General features: G+C 71.0%; 13 protein-coding genes. 6 read left to right on the forward strand and 7 right to left on the reverse strand.

All coding sequences use genetic code 11. The annotated features are described in order from the left end of the window. Window positions 1-350: 350 nt before the first annotated feature. The 3 genes from BCD49_RS10020 to BCD49_RS10030 form a co-directional block, all read right to left on the reverse strand. On the reverse strand, window positions 351-1,133 hold the full coding sequence (locus BCD49_RS10020; protein ID WP_131803431.1) for a hypothetical protein: 783 nt from the start codon (window positions 1,131-1,133) through the stop codon (window positions 351-353). 410 nt (window positions 1,134-1,543) lie between these two features. Continuing rightward, entirely contained in the window at window positions 1,544-2,044 is a 501-nt protein-coding gene (locus BCD49_RS10025) for a DinB family protein (protein ID WP_007509907.1), read from the reverse strand. Between the two features lie 148 nt (window positions 2,045-2,192). Then, the gene (locus tag BCD49_RS10030) at window positions 2,193-3,719 is read right to left on the reverse strand and encodes an acyl-CoA synthetase (RefSeq protein WP_007509905.1); all 1,527 of its coding nucleotides are present in this window, start codon (window positions 3,717-3,719) and stop codon (window positions 2,193-2,195) included. 347 nt (window positions 3,720-4,066) lie between these two features. On the opposite strand from BCD49_RS10030, the gene BCD49_RS10035 reads away from it, so the two are divergent. Continuing rightward, window positions 4,067-5,650, forward strand: coding sequence for a flavin-containing monooxygenase (locus tag BCD49_RS10035; protein ID WP_027141089.1), 1,584 nt, complete (start codon window positions 4,067-4,069; stop codon window positions 5,648-5,650). An 80-nt stretch (window positions 5,651-5,730) separates the two neighbouring features. On the opposite strand, the gene BCD49_RS10040 is transcribed toward BCD49_RS10035, so the two are convergent. Next, entirely contained in the window at window positions 5,731-6,123 is a 393-nt protein-coding gene (locus BCD49_RS10040; RefSeq protein ID WP_007509901.1) for a nuclear transport factor 2 family protein, read from the reverse strand. Window positions 6,124-6,224: 101 nt separating this feature from the next. Between BCD49_RS10040 and BCD49_RS10045 the strand changes: the two genes are divergently transcribed. Beyond that, window positions 6,225-7,256, forward strand: coding sequence for an SDR family NAD(P)-dependent oxidoreductase (locus BCD49_RS10045; RefSeq protein ID WP_027141088.1), 1,032 nt, complete (start codon window positions 6,225-6,227; stop codon window positions 7,254-7,256). Window positions 7,257-7,422: 166 nt separating this feature from the next. Here BCD49_RS10045 and BCD49_RS10050 read toward each other — a convergent pair whose 3' ends face one another. Then, window positions 7,423-8,310: an LLM class F420-dependent oxidoreductase gene (locus tag BCD49_RS10050; RefSeq protein ID WP_007509898.1), complete on the reverse strand. Its 888-nt coding sequence runs from the start codon at window positions 8,308-8,310 to the stop codon at window positions 7,423-7,425. Between the two features lie 147 nt (window positions 8,311-8,457). Between BCD49_RS10050 and BCD49_RS10055 the strand changes: the two genes are divergently transcribed. Continuing rightward, on the forward strand, window positions 8,458-8,991 hold the full coding sequence (locus BCD49_RS10055; RefSeq protein ID WP_007509896.1) for a nuclear transport factor 2 family protein: 534 nt from the start codon (window positions 8,458-8,460) through the stop codon (window positions 8,989-8,991). Between the two features lie 168 nt (window positions 8,992-9,159). Further along, the gene (locus tag BCD49_RS10060) at window positions 9,160-10,368 is read left to right on the forward strand and encodes an amidohydrolase family protein (RefSeq protein ID WP_071041416.1); all 1,209 of its coding nucleotides are present in this window, start codon (window positions 9,160-9,162) and stop codon (window positions 10,366-10,368) included. 246 nt (window positions 10,369-10,614) lie between these two features. Here BCD49_RS10060 and BCD49_RS10065 read toward each other — a convergent pair whose 3' ends face one another. Together BCD49_RS10065 and BCD49_RS10075 are read right to left on the reverse strand one after the other, a co-directional pair. Beyond that, on the reverse strand, window positions 10,615-12,000 hold the full coding sequence (locus BCD49_RS10065; protein ID WP_007509892.1) for a TetR/AcrR family transcriptional regulator: 1,386 nt from the start codon (window positions 11,998-12,000) through the stop codon (window positions 10,615-10,617). A 262-nt stretch (window positions 12,001-12,262) separates the two neighbouring features. Continuing rightward, the gene (locus BCD49_RS10075) at window positions 12,263-14,749 is read right to left on the reverse strand and encodes a CoA transferase (RefSeq protein ID WP_007509890.1); all 2,487 of its coding nucleotides are present in this window, start codon (window positions 14,747-14,749) and stop codon (window positions 12,263-12,265) included. A gap of 294 nt (window positions 14,750-15,043) precedes the next feature. On the opposite strand from BCD49_RS10075, the gene BCD49_RS10080 reads away from it, so the two are divergent. Further along, complete coding sequence (locus tag BCD49_RS10080; RefSeq protein ID WP_071041417.1) at window positions 15,044-16,258, forward strand: cytochrome P450; 1,215 nt, start codon at window positions 15,044-15,046, stop codon at window positions 16,256-16,258. A 9-nt stretch (window positions 16,259-16,267) separates the two neighbouring features. After that, window positions 16,268-17,173, forward strand: a complete 906-nt coding sequence (locus BCD49_RS10085; RefSeq protein WP_007509886.1) for an LLM class F420-dependent oxidoreductase — start codon at window positions 16,268-16,270, stop codon at window positions 17,171-17,173. Window positions 17,174-17,275 lie beyond the last annotated feature (102 nt).

The raw sequence follows: 17,275 nt of genomic DNA on the forward strand, positions 1-17,275 counted from the left end.
CGTCTTCATCTGGACGAGTCCCGCCGGCCGGACGTATCGGGTCGACACCAATACAAACGAGGAAGAGGGCCTACTTTCCACCGAAGACAGAAATAGTGGTGCCATCATCTATGCAGACATGCCCTCGACCGTGCGCAGGGTCAACGGTGAACGGCGGTCGACCGATGGAGATTCGTGTCCATTCTAAAATCATCGGAGATCCATGTCGCGGTCACAGTCGGTCGCACCCAAACTATGGTCTTACCMGCTGACAAGAATGCTCGGTCACCTGTGGTGCCGCGCCGACTCGCGTGGCAGGCGTATTTTCTGTCGTGCCAACAAATGCGGGCTAACTTTGTGCCGCGYGGCTGTCACCCCGCGTAAACACCCAGCCACCGCTCTGCGCGGCGATGCTTGTCGTCGTCGCCCGATTCGCACGCCACAGCAAGCAGTCGTGCCCGCAGCTCAGGCGACAGTCGAGTGATGTCCCGCGCCTGATGGGTGCGGCTCTTCCAGCTGCAGAGATGCCGCACGGCACCGGCCACAATTCGAGCGTCGGTGGGAAAAAGCTGCAGGGCCTCAACGAGATCACCGATCGGCGTATCGCTGAGAGCGGATGCCGGCAGCGCTTCGTGTACCGGGTAGCCGGAACAGCGTCCCGTCCCTGAGCCGTACCAGATCAGCAGGGCGGCAGCTCGTTCGACCCGGTCTGGGATGGCCTCCGCGAGACGCCGGCCGACCAGGCTGCACACGCTCCGTGGAAGGACTCCACTGGAGCCACTGGCGGCCACCGCCAGATCCACAAGGTCACGTACGGCGGCGGGCGCCGCGGTCTTCCAGCGTTCCTGAGCGAGTTGTGCCTCCTGACGTGCGCGTTGCCGCTTCGCCGCCCGCGCCAGCGGATCGACAACGCCGTGGTCGGCGAGCCAGTGCAACACCCGGCCACCGTCACGCAGCCGGACGTCGCCATCCCATCCCTGCCAGCGCAGCGAGGCGCCGTGATGAAAACCCACGACGGCGATACGCCAACCGCTCCCGTCGAAGAACTCGAAAGCAAGCTCCCCGGCACACATGCAGTACCCGTCGGTGGTCTGATCTACAGCCAGGGCACCACGGAGCAAGCGCAGTGCCGCCGGATCGGCCATGTCCAGCACGACACGGTCACCCAGCACCCGATCCCGGAAACACCACCCTCGGTTACCCGCACCCGGACGATGCCTCGTAGCACCTCGTCAAGCGCGTCCACTGAGGTCACCTTGACATCTTCCGACACTCGCAAGGGTCCTGTGGACGGAGCCGATCTCACTGCCGTTGCTCATCCCGGTGGCTCCCGGCGATACCTCACACCGCTGGCTTCGCTGGGCCGCCACCTGACCGGCCACAAGGTCGGCGACACGACCAGATGAAGGTGGGCGTGTTCTCGATGGTGCGTTTCGCCCGGGCGCAGTCGACCTCGGTGATCTCGTCGTCGACCCAGAAAGGCGGGTGTCCGGCCGGCCAGGCGATCAGCGTGTGAGCGTCCGACGCGGCCTGTCGCGTTCGTCGTCGGCTGACGGGCGACGGGTCAGCCGAGGACGCCGGTGGTGCCGTCGGTGAGCTCGCGCAGGATGTCGGCGTGGCCCGCGTGGCGGGCGGTCTCCTCGATCATGTGGACGTAGATCCAGCGCACCGACACCTCGCCCGCGTCCGGGTGCGGCACGACGTCGTCCAGCGCGAACCCGGCCGCCGCCGCGCGGGACGCGGCGCAGGCCCGGTCGTAGTCCTTCAGCAGCGTGTCCAGCAGGTCGGTGTCGGTAAGTTCCCACGAGTTCTCGGGCAGGTCCGGGTCCTCGCCCGTCAGCCGGTGGAACCAGTTGCGCTCCACCGTGGTCAGGTGCCGCACCAGGCCCGCGAGCGTGGTGGCCGACGGTACGAGCCGCCGGCTGGCCTCCTGGTCGCCGACGCCCAGCGCCTTGTGCGCGACGACGTCCCGGTAGAAGTCCAGGAACGCCTCCAGGATCTCGCGTTCCCCGGCGGTGTTCGCGTGCATCACCCGCAGGGCCGGTGGGCGCGGAAGCGACTCCATGCCAAGGACCGTACCCCGCTGGTTTCTCGGTCCGGCACGTCGTCCCGCGGCCCCGCTGGCCATCGCGCCGGGCCGGAACACCGAGGACCAGCGCGCGACGGGCTCGTCCTGCGACGGCGCGCCATGCGACGGCTCCCCGCGACCGCCGTTACAGCTGTCCGCGCAGCTCGCGCTTGAGGATTTTGCCCGAGGGGTTGCGGGGGAGGGCGTCGATGAAGGTGACCGCCTTCGGCACCTTGAACTTCGCGAGGCTGCCGCGGCAGTGCTCGACGAGCTCGTCCGCGGTCACCGAAACACCCGGCCTGGGAGCGACGAAGGCGACCGGGACCTCGCCCCACTTCTCGTCGGGGCGGCCGACGACGGCGGCCTCGAGCACCGCCGGGTGCTCGTAGAGGACGCGCTCGACCTCGGAGCCGGCGATGTTCTCCCCGCCGGAGAGGATCATGTCCTTGAGGCGGTCGACGATGAAGACGTAGCCGTCCTCGTCGCGCACGCCGATGTCGCCGGTGTGGAACCAGCCGCCGGCGAAGGCGCGGTCGGTCGCCTCGGGGTCCCGCCAGTAGCCCTTGAAGACCTTCGGCCCGCGCAGCACGATCTCGCCGGCCTCGCCGGCGGGCAGCCTCCGCCCGTCCTCGTCCCAGATGTCGAGCTCCAGGTACAGGCATTCCCGGCCGACGCTGCCGCGCTTGGCGCGGATGCTGCCGGCGTCGAGGAAGGTGTCGCCGGAGACCGTCTCGGTGAGGCCGTAGGCGTCGGCGAACCACGCCGACGGGAAGACCTTCTGGATGCGGTCGATGAGCGGGAGCGGCATCTTCTCGCCGCCGCCGATCAGCACGCGGACCGACGACAGGTCGCGTCCGTCGACGCCCGGCAGGTCGAGGACCGCGCGGACCATCGCCGGGGCCATCCACACGACGGTGATCCGTGACCGTTCGATGTCGTCGACCACGCGGGCGGCGTCGAAGGTCTGGTGAACATGGGTCGTCCCGCCCGCCGCGATGATCGACGTGGTCACCAGGTCGAGGGCGCCGACGTGGTACAGCGGGCCGCAGGCGAGGCCGATGTCCGCGGCGGTGAAGCCGAACTCGGTGATGTGGGCGTAGTTCTTCCACGCGAGGTTGGCGTGGGTGATCATCACGCCCTTGGGGCGTCCGGTCGTGCCCGAGGTGTACATGAGCCGCTGGATGTCGTCGCCGGCTGCCGGGGCGCGCTCGGCCGGCGGCGCCGAGCCGTCGGCGAGGTCGGCGAAGCGTTCCCATCCGTCGGGGGCCGCCGCCGCGATGGCGACGCGCGCCAGGGCGGGCAGCCGCTTGGTCGCGTCGGTCGCGAGCGCGACCAGCTCCTGGTCCACCACGAGCGCGCGCGCCTGGGCGTGGTCGAGGATGTACTCCAGCTCCGCCGCCGCGAGCCGCCAGTTGAGCGGCATGACGGCCGCGCCGAGATAGTTCGCCGCGAAGATCGTCGTCAGGAAGTCGACGCTGTTGTAGGCGAGCAGGGCGACGACGTCGCCCGCGCCGATCCCGCGGGCCCGCAGGCCGGCGGCCACGGCGGTCGTGCGCTCGAGGGCGTGCCGGTAGGTGACGGTGTCGCCCTCATAGACGGCGAAGGGCTTCTCCGGAGCGCGGTCCGCGTGGTGGGCGAGGACGCCGACCCAGTTCATGTCCGGAGCGCTCATCGAGCCTGCCTCCACCTAGCGATCTCGGGGACAGCGGCCTCCGGGTACGCGGAAGTAGATCATTTTCGCGCGTCCTCTGGCCTCTGGACCGGCCGGTACAAACAGCGTGACGGTAGCCGGATCTCCCGGCCGGTTCAACGGGTGCSCGCGGTGTCCCGGGCCAGGCGGGGCCCACCTGGCCCGTTCGGCCGGGAACTTCGTCGCCTTGACGCTCCAGAGGGCGTCGGGWTAGCTTCATGAATCTCTGGACCGGTCGGTACAAAAGATCTAGACGCAGGGAATCTCGGCGCAAAAAGATCTATGGGTGTACCGCCGCGACCGATGTGATCGCGACCGATGTGGGAGACATGGGAAAAGCAGACGTCGACATCGTCATCGTGGGCGCGGGCATCCTCGGAATCAACCAGCTCTACCGCGCGCAGCGTGACGGGTACTCCGTGCAACTGCTCGAGCAGGGCGACGGCGTGGGCGGTACCTGGTACTGGAACCGCTACCCCGGGTGCCGCTTCGACTCCGAGAGCTACACCTACGGCTACCTCTTCTCGGAGGAGCTCTGGCATGAGTGGGAGTGGAGCGAGGAGTTCGCCGGCCAGCCGGAGACCGAGCGCTACATCAACCACGTGGTCGACCGGTTCGACCTTCGCCGCCTCATCCGATTCGGCAGCAAGGTCGACGCCGCGGAGTGGGACGAGGGCTCGCGGACCTGGACGACGCGGACCGCGGACGGGCATGTAGTCCGCTCCACCTACCTGGTCAGTACGACGGGTGTGCTCTCGGTGCCGCAGTACCCGGACGTGCCCGGGCGCGCGACGTTCGCCGGCGAGCAGTACCACACCGGCCGGTGGCCGGCGACGGCCGTCGACTTCACCGGCAAACGCGTGGCCGTGGTCGGCACCGGCTCCTCCGGGGTGCAGGTCGCGCCGGTCATCGCCGAGCAGGCGGCGTCGCTGACGCTGTACCAGCGCACGCCGACGTGGTGTACGCCGCTCAACAACCACCCGATCTCCGCCGAGCAGCAGGCCGAGCTCAAGGCGAGCTTCGAGAAGATCAGGAGCACGCTCGCCGTCTCGGTCGCGGGCTTCCTGCACGAGCCGTCGGGCCGCAAGACCTTCGATGACGCGAAGGACCAGCGCTGGGAGTTCTACGAGCGGATCTGGAACAGCCCCGGGTTCGCCAAGATGAACAGCAACTACGAAGACATGATGCTGGACCCCAAGGCGAACAAGGAGTTCTGCGACTTCATCGAGGAGAAGATCCGCGGGATCGTCGCCGACCAGGCGGTCGCGGATCTGCTCATCCCGGACCTCGGGTACGGCTCGCTGCGGCCGCCGTTCGTCACCGACTACTACGAGATGTTCAACCGGCCGAACGTCGAACTGGTCTCGACGCGCCGCCACCCGTTCGTCCGGCTCACCGAGGCCGGCATCGAGACGGCGGACGGGCTGCGCGAGTTCGACATCATCGTCTGGGCGACCGGGTTCGACTTCGCCACCGGCGCGATGCTGGGCATGGGCATCCGCGGTGTGGACGGACTGACCCTGAACGAGTACTGGGCGGACGGCCCGCGCACCTTCCTGGGCCTGATGTGCCACCGCTTCCCGAACTTCTTCTTCCCGGGTGGCCCGCACGGCGCCGCGGGCAACAACCCGCGCTATGGCGGTGATCAGGTCGACTTCGTCGCCGACCTGATCTGCCGCGCGCGCGAGCGCGGCCAGGACCGCATCGAGGTCCCGCTCGAGACCGAGGAGAGATGGGCCGCCACGATGGCGAAGGCCCTGCCGTTCTCCACCTTCGTCGAGCACGGCCAGTACTACGGGACGAACGTGGAGGGCAAGCCACGGCGTTTCCTGCTGAACCCGGCTGGCCGGCCGGCATTGCTGCGGGTGATGGAGAAGACGGTCGAGAGCGGCTACTCGGGCTTCCTTGGCTGACCGAGCCGGCTTCCTTGCCCTGCGCCCGGAGGCACCGTGCCTGTTCCTCGCACGGTGCCTCCGGGCGCGGGCTTCTCCGCTCAGACGAAGACCAGCTCACGGCTCGCGAACAGCCACGCCTCGCCGCTCGCCCGCAGGCGGTCGGTGTAGCGGCCGACGAGCTGGACCCTCCAGCCCTTCTCGGCCTTGACCAGGAAGAGCAGGTCGCTCGTCGCGCTGGCCGACTCGCCGTCGAAGTCGGTCACGTGGATGTTCAGCACGACGTGCCGCTGGGGCACCCCCGGCGTCAGCTTGGAGTACGTCGCGCGGATCGCGTCGTGGCCGTGCAGCACCTCCGAGCCGGGGAAGGACGCCGACCCGTCGGGCAGGAAGGTGGCGACGACGTCCTCGGTGCGGGCGTCGTCCACGGCCTGCGCGTACGCCGCGATGGTGTCGCTGATCCGTGCGACGGCATCGGCATAGTCGGCGCTCATGCGGCTCCTCCGGAGTAAGTTGACCGATCGGTACAAGGAAGCCTAGCGTCGCGTCCGCCCTGGTGCGGGCGCCCGCCGTGGAGAGGAAGGGTGCCACCCTGATGAGCAGGATCTCCTTCGACGGACGGGTCGCGGCGGTGACGGGTGCCGGCCGTGGCATCGGACGGGCCTACGCGGTCCTGCTGGCCCAGCTCGGGGCCAAGGTGGTCGTGAACGACCTAGGCGGCTCGTCGACGGGCGTCGGGGCCAATGCCGCGCCGGCGAACAGGGTCGTCGACGGGATCCGTGCCGCCGGTGGCACCGCGATCGCGAACTTCAGCGACGTGTCGACCGTCGAGGGCGGCCAGTCGGTCGTGGACGCCGCCATCGGCGAGTTCGGACGCATCGACGTCCTGATCAACAATGCCGGGAACATGGTGTGGGCGGGCCTTCCGGACATCGACCTCGCCAATCTCGAGGCGCACCTGGACGTGCACGTGAAGGGCTCGTTCAACACCGTGCGCGCGGCGTGGCCGCACATGGTGGAGCAGGGCTACGGGCGCATCGTGCTGACGACGTCGATCGGCATGTTCGGGCTCGCGGACAACCTCGGCTACGCGACGTCGAAGGCATCCATGATCGGCATGGCGCGAAGCATGACCGCGGCGGCCGGCAAGCAGAACATCCGGATCAACGTCATCGGCCCGAACGCGATGACCCGGCTTGCCAACAAGCCCGCGTCCAGCGCCCCCGCCGACGGCACCCCGGCCGACAGCGCCCCGGCGGACACCCCCGCGACCAGCGCCGCGTCGACGGGCGATGCGCCGGCGGACGCCGCCCCGCCCGGCAGCGCCCCGCTGACCGAGGGATTCCGCGCCGTCCCGGACCTGAGCGCGGCCGCCGTCGCCCCCATGGTCGCCTACCTGGCGCACGAGGAGTGCGGCGTCAGCGGTGAGGTGTACCTGGCGGGCGGGGGCCGATTCTCGCGGCTCTTCGTCGGTGTCACGGAGGGCTACCTCAACCCCGACCCGGCCAAGGTCGACGTCGACGACGTCGCCGCCAACTGGGCGGCCATCCAGGACGAGACCGGCTACTACGTGCCCCGCGATCCCCTGGACTGGTCGACGCACTTCCTGGCCCACTTCTACGAGTAGCGCCGTCGACTACGTCCCGCACTTCCGGACCCGCCGGGGTTCGCCCGCTCGATCCCGCGCGTGATCGCCGTTTGTGCCCCGCCGTGGTCACGATGTGGGCCTGTCCGCGACCACCGGGGCGCGCTCACAGCGATCATGGGTGGGGGGCGACCCTGGCGGCCGTCGACTAGCCGAGGGCGGCGTCGGCTCGCTGCTTCATCTCGGCGATGAAGTCGAGGTGCTGGTCGAGGGTGGTCAGCCCGTTGCGGGCGCTGGTCACGGCGACGTCGGTCGCGCCGGCGTCGCGCAGCCGCGGGAGGGCCGCCACCGTCTGCCCGAGCCAGCTGCCCGGCTCGCTCGGCAGCAGGTTGAACAACGCCCGGAAGTCCTCCGGAGCGCGGCCCTGCGCGCGCAGCAGCTCCTGGACCCGCTGCCAGGCGAGGGTGGCATCCTCGCGTAGTCCGTAGCCGAAGATGAACCCGTCGGCGAGGCGGGCCGCGCGGCGGAACGCGGCCTCGGACGAGCCGCCGAGCCAGATGGGGATCGGCCCGTTCGGTGGTGGACACAGGGCGGCGCGGTCGATCTGGTCGAACTGGCCGCTGAACTGATGGGGCTCGCCGGACCACAGCCGGCGAAGGTAGGGGATCTGCTCGTCGAGCCGGCGGCCGCGGGTGGACCAATCCGCTCCGAGCGCGTGGTACTCGACCGGGTTGTAGCCGATGCCGACGCCGAGTCGCAGCCGCCCGCCGGAGAACAGATCGACGTCGGCCGCCTGCCGGGCGACCAGGGCCGTCTGGCGCTGCGGGAGGATCAGGATCCCGGTGACGAGCTCGATCCGCCGGGTGACCGCGGCGAGGTAGCCGAAGGCGACCAGCGGGTCGTGGAACGGGTCCTTCTCGTCATAGGAGCGCTCCGGCAACGGTGGCTGCCGGTCCACGCCGTGGACGGCGCCGACGACGTGGTCGTACAGCAGCAGATGGTCGTACCCGAGCTGCTCGGCGGCCATCGCGAACTGCCGGAGCGCGTCCGGATCGCCGGCCAGCTCGTTCTGCGGGAAGGTGACGCCGAGCCTCATCCGGATAGCCTCCGTAGTCCTCACTCGGGCCCGTCGCGGTCGCCGGGGCGGCGTGTCCGAGCTCCGGCGACCCTGGTCGACGGTTCATATGATGCACCTGGCCGTGCACTATATGGTCCACGTCGAGCGGAGAGCGGTCACACGACGGTGAGCGGCACGGAGGACCAGACGCTGGCGGCGCTGGCGGACCTCGCGGCGCGCGAGGCGATTCGCCAGCAGCTGCACAACTACTGCCGCGCGATGGACCGTCGCGACGACGAGCTGGGATACGCCGTCTGGCACGAGGACGGCACAGCGGACTACGGCGCGTCGGTGTTCCAGGGCGCGGGCCGTGACTTCGTGGACCAGGTCTCGCGTAACCATCTCCGGCGCTCGGCGCACTCCCACCAGATCGCGACCGTCGGGATCGAGGTCCAGGGCGACCGCGCGGTCAGCGAGTCATACGTCACGGTGCGCCTTCGGACCGCCGTGGCCGGTGGCTTCACCGAGGAGCTCTACGTCGGCCGGTACCTGGACCGTTGGTCGCGCCGGGGCGGCCGGTGGGCGATCGACCACCGCGTCTGGGTCCTGGACTTCGACGAGCAGGACCGCCCGGCGTCGGCCCGGCTGCCCGGCGGCGGCAGCCGCGACACCGCCGACCCCTCCTACGAGCTGTTCCGCGGCCTGCGCGCCGACTCCTGAGCCGAGCCCCGTTCGAGCGCGTCRGAGGCTCCGGCGCGGGCGGTGTTGGCTGCCGCCGAAGGGGTATGCCCGCGCCCATGGCTCGGCCGACCGCGTCGTGATTCCCGCGCCGGCCGTGCTGCCAGCGGCCTGTTGACGCGAGTGTTAGAAACGGCCTATGGTCGGAACATGACCAGTGCCAGGTTCCCTGTGTTCGACGCGGACAACCACCTGTACGAGACGCGCGATGCACTCACCAAGTACCTGCCCGACAGGTACAAGGGCGCCATCGACTACGTCGACGTGAACGGCCGCACGAAGATCGTCGTGCGGGGGCAGATCTCGAACTACATTCCGAACCCGACGTTCGATGTGGTCGCGCGCCCCGGTGCCCAGGAGGAGTACTACCGCAAGGGAAATCCGGACGGTAAGAGCCGCCGGGAGATCTTCGGCGCGCCGATCAGGGCACTTCCCGCCTTCCGTGACCCGGCCGCGCGCCTGGAGCTCATGAACGAGCAGGGCGTCAACCGCACGCTGCTGTTCCCGACCCTCGCCAGCCTGGTCGAGGAGCGCATGCGCGACGACCCGGATCTGATTCACGCCGTGATCCACTCGCTCAACGAGTGGATCTACGAGACGTGGCAGTTCAACTACGAGGACCGCATCTTCACCACGCCGGTCATCACCCTGCCGATCGTGGACAAGGCCCTCGAGGAGCTGGACTKGGTGATCGARCGCGGMGCCAAGGTCGTGCTGATCCGGCCCGCGCCMGTGCCGGGCTTCCGCGGCTCGCGGTCCTTCGGCTTCCCCGAGTTCGACCYGGTGTGGCAGAAGATCGTCGACAACAACCTGGTCGTCGGCATGCACTCGTCCGACTCGGGCTATGAGCGGTACACCAACGACTGGTACGGCAACAACAGCGAGTTCCTGCCGTTCCAGCCGCAGGCGTTCCGCATGCTGTCCGCGTGGCGCCCGATCGAGGACTCCGTGGCGGCCCTTGCCTGCCACGGCGCGCTTACCCGGTTCCCGGACCTGAAGGTCGCGGTCATCGAGAACGGCGCGGCCTGGGTGGCGCCGTTGCTGAAGGCCATGAAGGACCTCTACAAGAAGATGCCGCAGGACTTCCCGGAGAACCCGATCGAGGCCATCCGCCGCTGCATCTACATCTCCCCCTTCTGGGAGGAGAACTACGCCGAGCTCGCCGAGCTGCTCGGCGAGGAGCATGTCCTGTTCGGGTCCGACTACCCGCACCCGGAGGGCCTGGCCGAGCCGGCCAAGTACGCCGAGGACCTGCTGGCCTACATCCCCGACGAGGAGCGGGTCGCCAAGTTCATGGGCGGCAACATGGCCAAGCTCCTGGGCTACCCGGCCAGGCTCGAAAGCCCCGCCGGCGTCTGACCGCGGCGGGACCGCGCGCCTTCCGGAAGCCGAAGCCGGCTTCCGGAAGCCGGACGTCGACTGCCGGAGGCTGGAAGCTGGCTCCGGAAGACAGGGACCACCGCGCCGGGCTGGCGCCGCGTCGATGACGCGGCGCCGGCCCGGCGGTCTCCGTATGGGGCGCAGGTCGGTCCCGGCGGCGAGTGGCTCGGCCGGCTGGGGGCGATGAGTCTGGTTCGGCGATGAGGCCAGGGACGTGCCCGCCGGTCAGGACGTGCGCTGCTGGCCGAGCAGGCCGCCCTCGATCACGTGGACGGCGGCCTCCAGCGTCTCCGCCGAGCGGTGGCCACCGCCGAACACGTCCAGCAGGGCCATCGCCACGATCGCCTCGGCGTCGACGTCGCCGAAGCCGCGCGGCGCCAGGAAGTGGGCGAGCTGGCGCCGGCCCCAGTCGAGGGCCGCGGCCGCGTCGGTACCGAGCGCCGCCTCGTGCAGCGTCGCGTCGACCCAGATCCTGATGATCCCGGCCTCGGAGACCTGCGTCTCGTTGTACGTGCGCAGCCAGGCCCGCAGCGCCGCCGTCGACCAGGCCTCTCCCGACCCGGGCACGGGTGGCGTGGGAATCGCGGCGAGCGTGCTGGACAGCGGCGTCATCGCGGCCAGCACGAGCGTGCGCGCGAGGTCGGCCTTGTTGGCGAAGTAGCGGTAGAAGATGCCGTGCGACAGGCCGGCGGCCGCGGCCACGTCGTCGACGCGGGTGCCGTGGTACCCGCGCTTGACGAAGACCTCGTACCCGGCCGAGAGCAGTGCGTCGTAGGTGGCCCGCGCGGTGTCGGTGAGGGCGGAGCGCCGGGTCGGCGCCGCGCCCGCCCGGCGGTCGAAGTCGATGAACGGCGCCTCGTCGGCGCCGCGGCCGTGCGCGTTCACGCCGGGAATCAGCCCGAAGAGAGCGCGGTGGATGACGTCGGCGAGCGCGTCGTCGACCCGTGTGCGCGGGTACGCCAGCGGGGCGGCATTGCGCAGGATCTCGGCCGAGTAGAAGGTGCGGGCCGTGGCGCCCAGGAGCAGTCCGATCACCGCGTCGGCGTCGTGCGGGGCCAGCGTGGTCGAGACGAGCCTGGACCGGATCAGCGCGATGTTCGCCGCCGCCGCGTGGACGTTGAGCGCCTTGAGGCTCAACGTCTCCCTCGCCGCGCTCTCGAAGACCTGGAACACCGCGCCGAAGTGCTCGTAGATGTCCGCGTACCGTTCCACCCACTCGCGGATCGTCGTCCAGCCCGCCGCGTCGGGGGTCAGTGGCCCCATCGCCTCGACGGAGGCGCCGACCTGGCGGGCGACCTGCCCGGCCAGCTGGCGAAGCACGTCCTCCTTGCTGGAGAAGTACTGGTAGAACGCCACCCGCGAGCAGCCGGCGCGCTTGGCGAGGTCGGCGACGCTGGCGGTGTGGTAGCCGCCCTCACCGAACACCTGCAGCGCCGCCGCCACGATGCGCTGCTGGGTGAGCCGTCCACGCTGACCGACGGCGGGATTGCTGGCGAACGGGACGCGCCGGGCGATCGACTCCGGCGCGGGCACGTCCGCACCGACCGTGGGCGCCCGCTCCGCTGGCCGCTCCGCTGGCCAGCCCACCGAGCGGGTCGGATCGCTCGTCATGATCCTGTCAGTATCTCAAACCGAGCGAACGCACGGACCGCGGAACGCACGGACCGTACTGGTCACCCAGAGCACGCCGAAGTCTGGATCATGGTCGATGACCGCCGCCGACCCAGGTGGCAGATCTGGAGCGTGGTCGACGGTGGTGTTCAGGGACACCATGGTCGGCCACGATTCGTCCGGCGAATCTGGAGCGTGGGCGATGGTGGCGTCCCCGAAGTCGACCATCGGCCACGAACCCGCCCAGGAACGGCCGGGAGGCTCAGCCGGACGTGCCGACGGGGCTCGGCGCCTCGACGGGGATCGCGCCGGCGGCGGCGAGGGTGGCGCGGGCGGCCGCGTCGAAGCCGGCGGCCTCGAGGACCTCGGCGGTGTGCTCGCCGAGGCCGGGGATCGCGACCCGGACGGCGGGGCGGGGCTCGGGCCCCAGGCGCAGGGCGAACCCGGGCTGCTCGGTCAGGCCGCGCGCTCCCCAGTCGAAGGCGACCGTGCGGCCCAGCTCGCGGTCCACGGGGTCGTCGACGATGTTCGCGACGAAACCCGAACGGTCCACCCCGGCGACCAGCTCGGCCGGCACGCCGGCGGCGCGCAGCCGGGCCGCCCAGCCCGCCGCGCCGCCCTCATGGAAAGCGGCTTCGAGGATCTCCTCGGCGGGCTGGCGCTCGCCGGGCCAGGCTCGCAGCGGCGGCGGCGTCGCGGGCAGGTTCGCGAGCAGCGACCCCCGCCCCGCGGGCAGGCCGGCCGCGACCGCGTCGCGCAGGCGTCCCCATGTCTTCGCGTCCGGGACCGCGAGGGCGAACCAGCCGCCGTCGCCGGCCTGGTAGATCCGGTAGGCCGCGCCGTAGCCGGTCTGGCCGGCGTCGAGCGCCGGCCCGGCGATCACCGTGGCGCCTGTGCCGTCCGTGGCGGCTGTGCTGTCCGTGGCGGCTGTGCCGCCCGCGCCGGGGTCGGCCGGGTCGCCGGCGCCGACGACGAACGCGCCGGACTTCAGCATCAGGCCGGCCCCGAGCAGCGACGTGCTGACGGACTGCCCGCCGCCGTCACGGCGGCGCGCGTAGAGGCCCGCGAGCAGTCCGCAGGCCGCGACCCAGCCGCTCGCCGAGTCGATCGCGCCCCAGACGAGGAACGTCGGCGGCTGGCCGGCGCCCCCCTGGGAGCCCTCGACACCCGAGAGCGCCTGCATGAGGTGGTCGTTGGCCGGCAGCTTCGCGCGCGGGCCGGTCGCGCCGAAGCCGCTCGCGTGGCAGTAGACGACGTCGGGGTTCGCCGCTCGCACGGTGGCCTCGTCGTAGCCGAGCCGCTCGGCGAGCCCCACCCGCGCGTTGTGGTGGACGACGTCGCTGTCGCGGAAGAGCGCCGCGAGGACGCCCGCCGCGCCGGGCGCCTTCAGGTCGAGCGCGACGGCCCGCTTGCCGCGCTGGCCGGCGGCGAACATGGGCTCCATGTTCCGGTGAATGTCACCGGTCACCGGCTCGACCTTGACGACGTCCGCGCCGAGCTCCGCCAGCACCGCCGTCGCGACCGGCCCGGCGAGGTAGGCGGACAGGTCGAGCACCCGCACACCGGACAGCAGCCGCCCGGCACCCGCCTCGCCAGCGCCGCCGGGCGCGGGCGCGCCAGCGGCCCGGGCCGGGCCGGCCGGGCCGGCTGTGCTGGGCGGGCCGGCTTGGCCCGTTGGGATGACGCGCGCGATCGGGCCGAGGACGGTGATCCGGCCGCGGTCGGGGTCGTCGTGGCCGACGGCCAGCCCGGTGCTGCGCACGTGGTCGTCCAGGAGCGCCTCACCGGGGCGCAGCACCGGCTCGCAGCGGAAGTTGTGGCCGGCGAGGTCGGCGAGCCAGGCGGCGCGGGGACGGGTGGCGAACGCCGCGGCCCAGCGGGCGCCGCGCTCGACCATCGCGCCGCTCATCAGGTCGGCGTTGTAGCCGCGTTCGCTTGGGGGCTCGCCGAGGTACGCGAGGAACTCCTCGTACGCGCCCTTGGCGCCGAACCAGAGCTGGATGTACTCGCCGTCGGCGCACCGGTAGGCGAGACTCTCCTTGGGGCCCTGGTCCTTCCAGAGCAGCGTCGTCGTGGGGGAGGGATGCTCGACCCGGCCGATGATCATGGGGAGCAGGGCGCGCAGGCCGTCGGCGAGCGAGGTCTCCGCCCAGCCGCCGCGCCCGGTCGCGGCCCGCTCGTAGAGCCCGGCGAGCGCCCCGACCGTCGCCGTGAGCCCCGCGCCCGCGCTCGCGATCGCGAGGTCCGCGAAGGCGGGGCGGCCCGGCTGGTGGCACCGGATCTGGGTGAGCAGCCCGGTGCGGGCGGCGAGCAGCAGCTCCAGGTCGGCGAGCGCGCCGCGTGCGGAGTAGCTGGGGCGGGTGCGGACCACCACCAGGGCCGGGTTGGCGCGCGCGAGGTCCGGATAGCCCAGCCCGCGGCGCTCGATCGCCTCCTCCGCGCCGGTGAGGAACAGGACGTCGGCGGACCTGGCGAGAGCCGCGGCCGTCGCCGCCGCGCCCGCGGGGTCCGCGTCGTCGTCGACCTCGACGATCTCCTTTCCGCGGTCCCAGACGCGGGCGAACTCCACCCCGGTGTCGAGCGCCGGCCGGCGGGCCGAGCGGACCCGGGTCACCTGGGCACCGAAATCGCGCAGCATCGCACCCGGCAGGCTGCCGGCCAGGCCGGCCCCGACCACGCTGGTACCGAAGGCGACCTCGACAACCCGTATGCCGGCAAGCGGGCCCTGCCCCGTCGTCTCGGTGGTCATCCGCGTTCCTTCCGCCTCGCGGCGGCCGGCACCGGGCAGGCCGCGGATTTATCATTAATGAGTAGATACTCATCGGCCGGTACGCATGCGCGCAACAGGCGACCTGCCCTTCGCCTGCGCGCCCGCAACCGGAAGCGGCCGTGGGCGGCCGTGGGCGATGGCTCGGTGCGCGGCGGAGGTGTCCACCGCGGTTGCCTCGGCCCTCGTATCGGTGACATGCTGCTGCCGCGAATATGGCTTGGCTGCCGCTGTGGCCGGTGGTCGGTGCCCCGGGGCGGATGGAGGCGTTCAGACGTGGCGGAACTCGGCTTAGCGGGCGCTACGGCGGACCGCGGGATCTACTACGACCCCTACGACGTGGAGATCGACAGCGACCCRTACCCCGTGTGGAGGCGGATGCGGGACGAGGCCCCGCTCTACCGCAACGACAGGCACGGCTTCTACGCGCTGAGCCGGTGGGATGACGTCGACGAGGCGCTCGTCGACCACCGGACCTACATCTCCGGCAAGGGCTCGGTCCTCGAAATGATCAAATCGGGGTCGCCGATACCGCCGGGCATGGTCCTGGCCGAGGACCCGCCGCTCCACGACCTGCACCGCGCGTTGCTGTCGCGGGTGTTCACGCCGAAGCGGATGGYCGCGCTGGAGCCCCGGGTGCGCGAGCTGACCGTGCGCACGCTGGACCAGTTCGTCGGCGCCGGCGGGTTCGACTTCGTCGCCGACCTGGGCGCGCTCGTCCCGATGCGGGTGATCGGCATGCTGCTAGGCATCCCGGAGAGCGACCAGGAGGCGCTGCGCGACCGGAGCAACGCCCGCCACCACATCACTCAGGGCGAGGTCCCGAAGCTGTCCGACCTGGGCGCGTCGATGGCGGACTTCGCGGAGTACGTCGACTGGCGGGTCGACCACCCCTCGGACGACCTGATGACCACGCTGCTCACCGTCGAGTTCCGCGACGAGACGGGGACGACCCGCCGGCTGACCCGCACCGAGATCCTCCTCTACATCGCGCTGCTGGCCGGCGCCGGCAACGAGACCACCCGCCGGCTGATCGGCTGGACGGGGCAGCTGCTGGCCGACCACCCGGACCAGCGCCGGGCGATCGTCGCCGGCGCGTCCACCGTCGACCAGGCGATCGAGGAGATCCTGCGCTACGAGTCGCCGTCGCCGGTACAGGCGCGGGTGCTGTCCCGTGACGTCGACCTGCATGGCCAGACCGTGCCGGAAGGCAGCATCATGCTGCTGCTCAACGCCTCGGCCAACCGGGACGAGCGGCGCTTCCCCGACCCGGATACGTTCGACATCGGCCGGGAGGCGGAGCGGCACCTCGCCTTCGGCCGCGGGATCCACTTCTGCATGGGCTCGTCGCTGGCCCGCACCGAGGGCCGCGTCGTGCTCGAGGAAGTGCTCAGGCGCTGGACCGACTGGGACGTCGACTACGACAACGCGGTCCTCGATCACACGTCCACGACGCGCGGTTGGATGCGTCTGCCGATCCGCACGGTGTAGGAGGGTTATATGCGCTTCATCCTGCATTACCCGGAGACCAACGGGACCAGCCGCGACATGCTCCACGCCGGGCCGCTGGACGAGGTCGCCGCCGCCGCCGAGAAGGCCGGCTTCGACGCGATCTCGCTCACCGAACATCCGGTGCCCGGCGCCAGGTGGCTGGAGACGGGCGGGCACCAGAGCCTCGACCCGTTCGTCGCGCTCGGCTTCGCGGCGGCGGCGACCACCCGGCTGCGACTGATGACGAACCTGGTCGTCGCGCCCTACCACAACCCCTTCACGCTGGCGAAGGCTGCCGCGACCGTCGACAAGCTCTCCGGCGGCAGGTTGATCCTCGGCATGGGGACCGGCTACCAGAAGTCCGAGTTCTTCGCCCTCGGCGTCGACCTGGCGGAAAGGGCCGCCCTGTTCGACGAGGCGCTCGACGTTCTGCCACTGCACTGGCGCGGCGAGCCGTTCAGCTACAAGGGCCTGCACTTCGACGCCCGCGACGTCATCGCCCGGCCGAAGCCGGTCCAGGACCCGATCCCGATCTGGGTCGGCGGCAACTCGGGCCGTGCCCGGCGCCGTGCCGCCGAGAAGGCGCAGGGCTGGCTGCCGATGATGGCCAGCCCCCAGGTGGCCCAGACCGCCCAGACGATGGCGATCACCTCGCGGGAGCAGCTCGCCACCCTGATCCAGGGGGTCAAGGACGCGGCCGTCGCGGCGGGGCGCCCCGGCCCGCTCGACTTCACGTCCTCCTACAACGACGCCACGTTCACCGAGGCGCCGACGGCGGACGCCGACCGGCACCGCGAGCAGTGGGCGGAGCTGGAGAAGATCGGGGTGACCTGGTTGGTGATCTCCTGCCACTCCACCTCGCGCGAGCAGACCTTCGACTTCATCGAATCCTTCGGTGGGACGTACCTGTCCTGACCGTGACCGGCCCCATCGCGTCGTCCGGACGGCGGCTGCGTCTGGCGGAGCGCTGTGGTTGCATCGCCGCGGGACATCTTGCGCTGACATCCAGGGAGAAAG

Origin of the sequence: Pseudofrankia sp. EUN1h (assembly GCF_001854645.1) — a bacterium.
GTDB classification, from domain to species: domain Bacteria; phylum Actinomycetota; class Actinomycetes; order Frankiales; family Frankiaceae; genus Pseudofrankia; species Pseudofrankia saprophytica.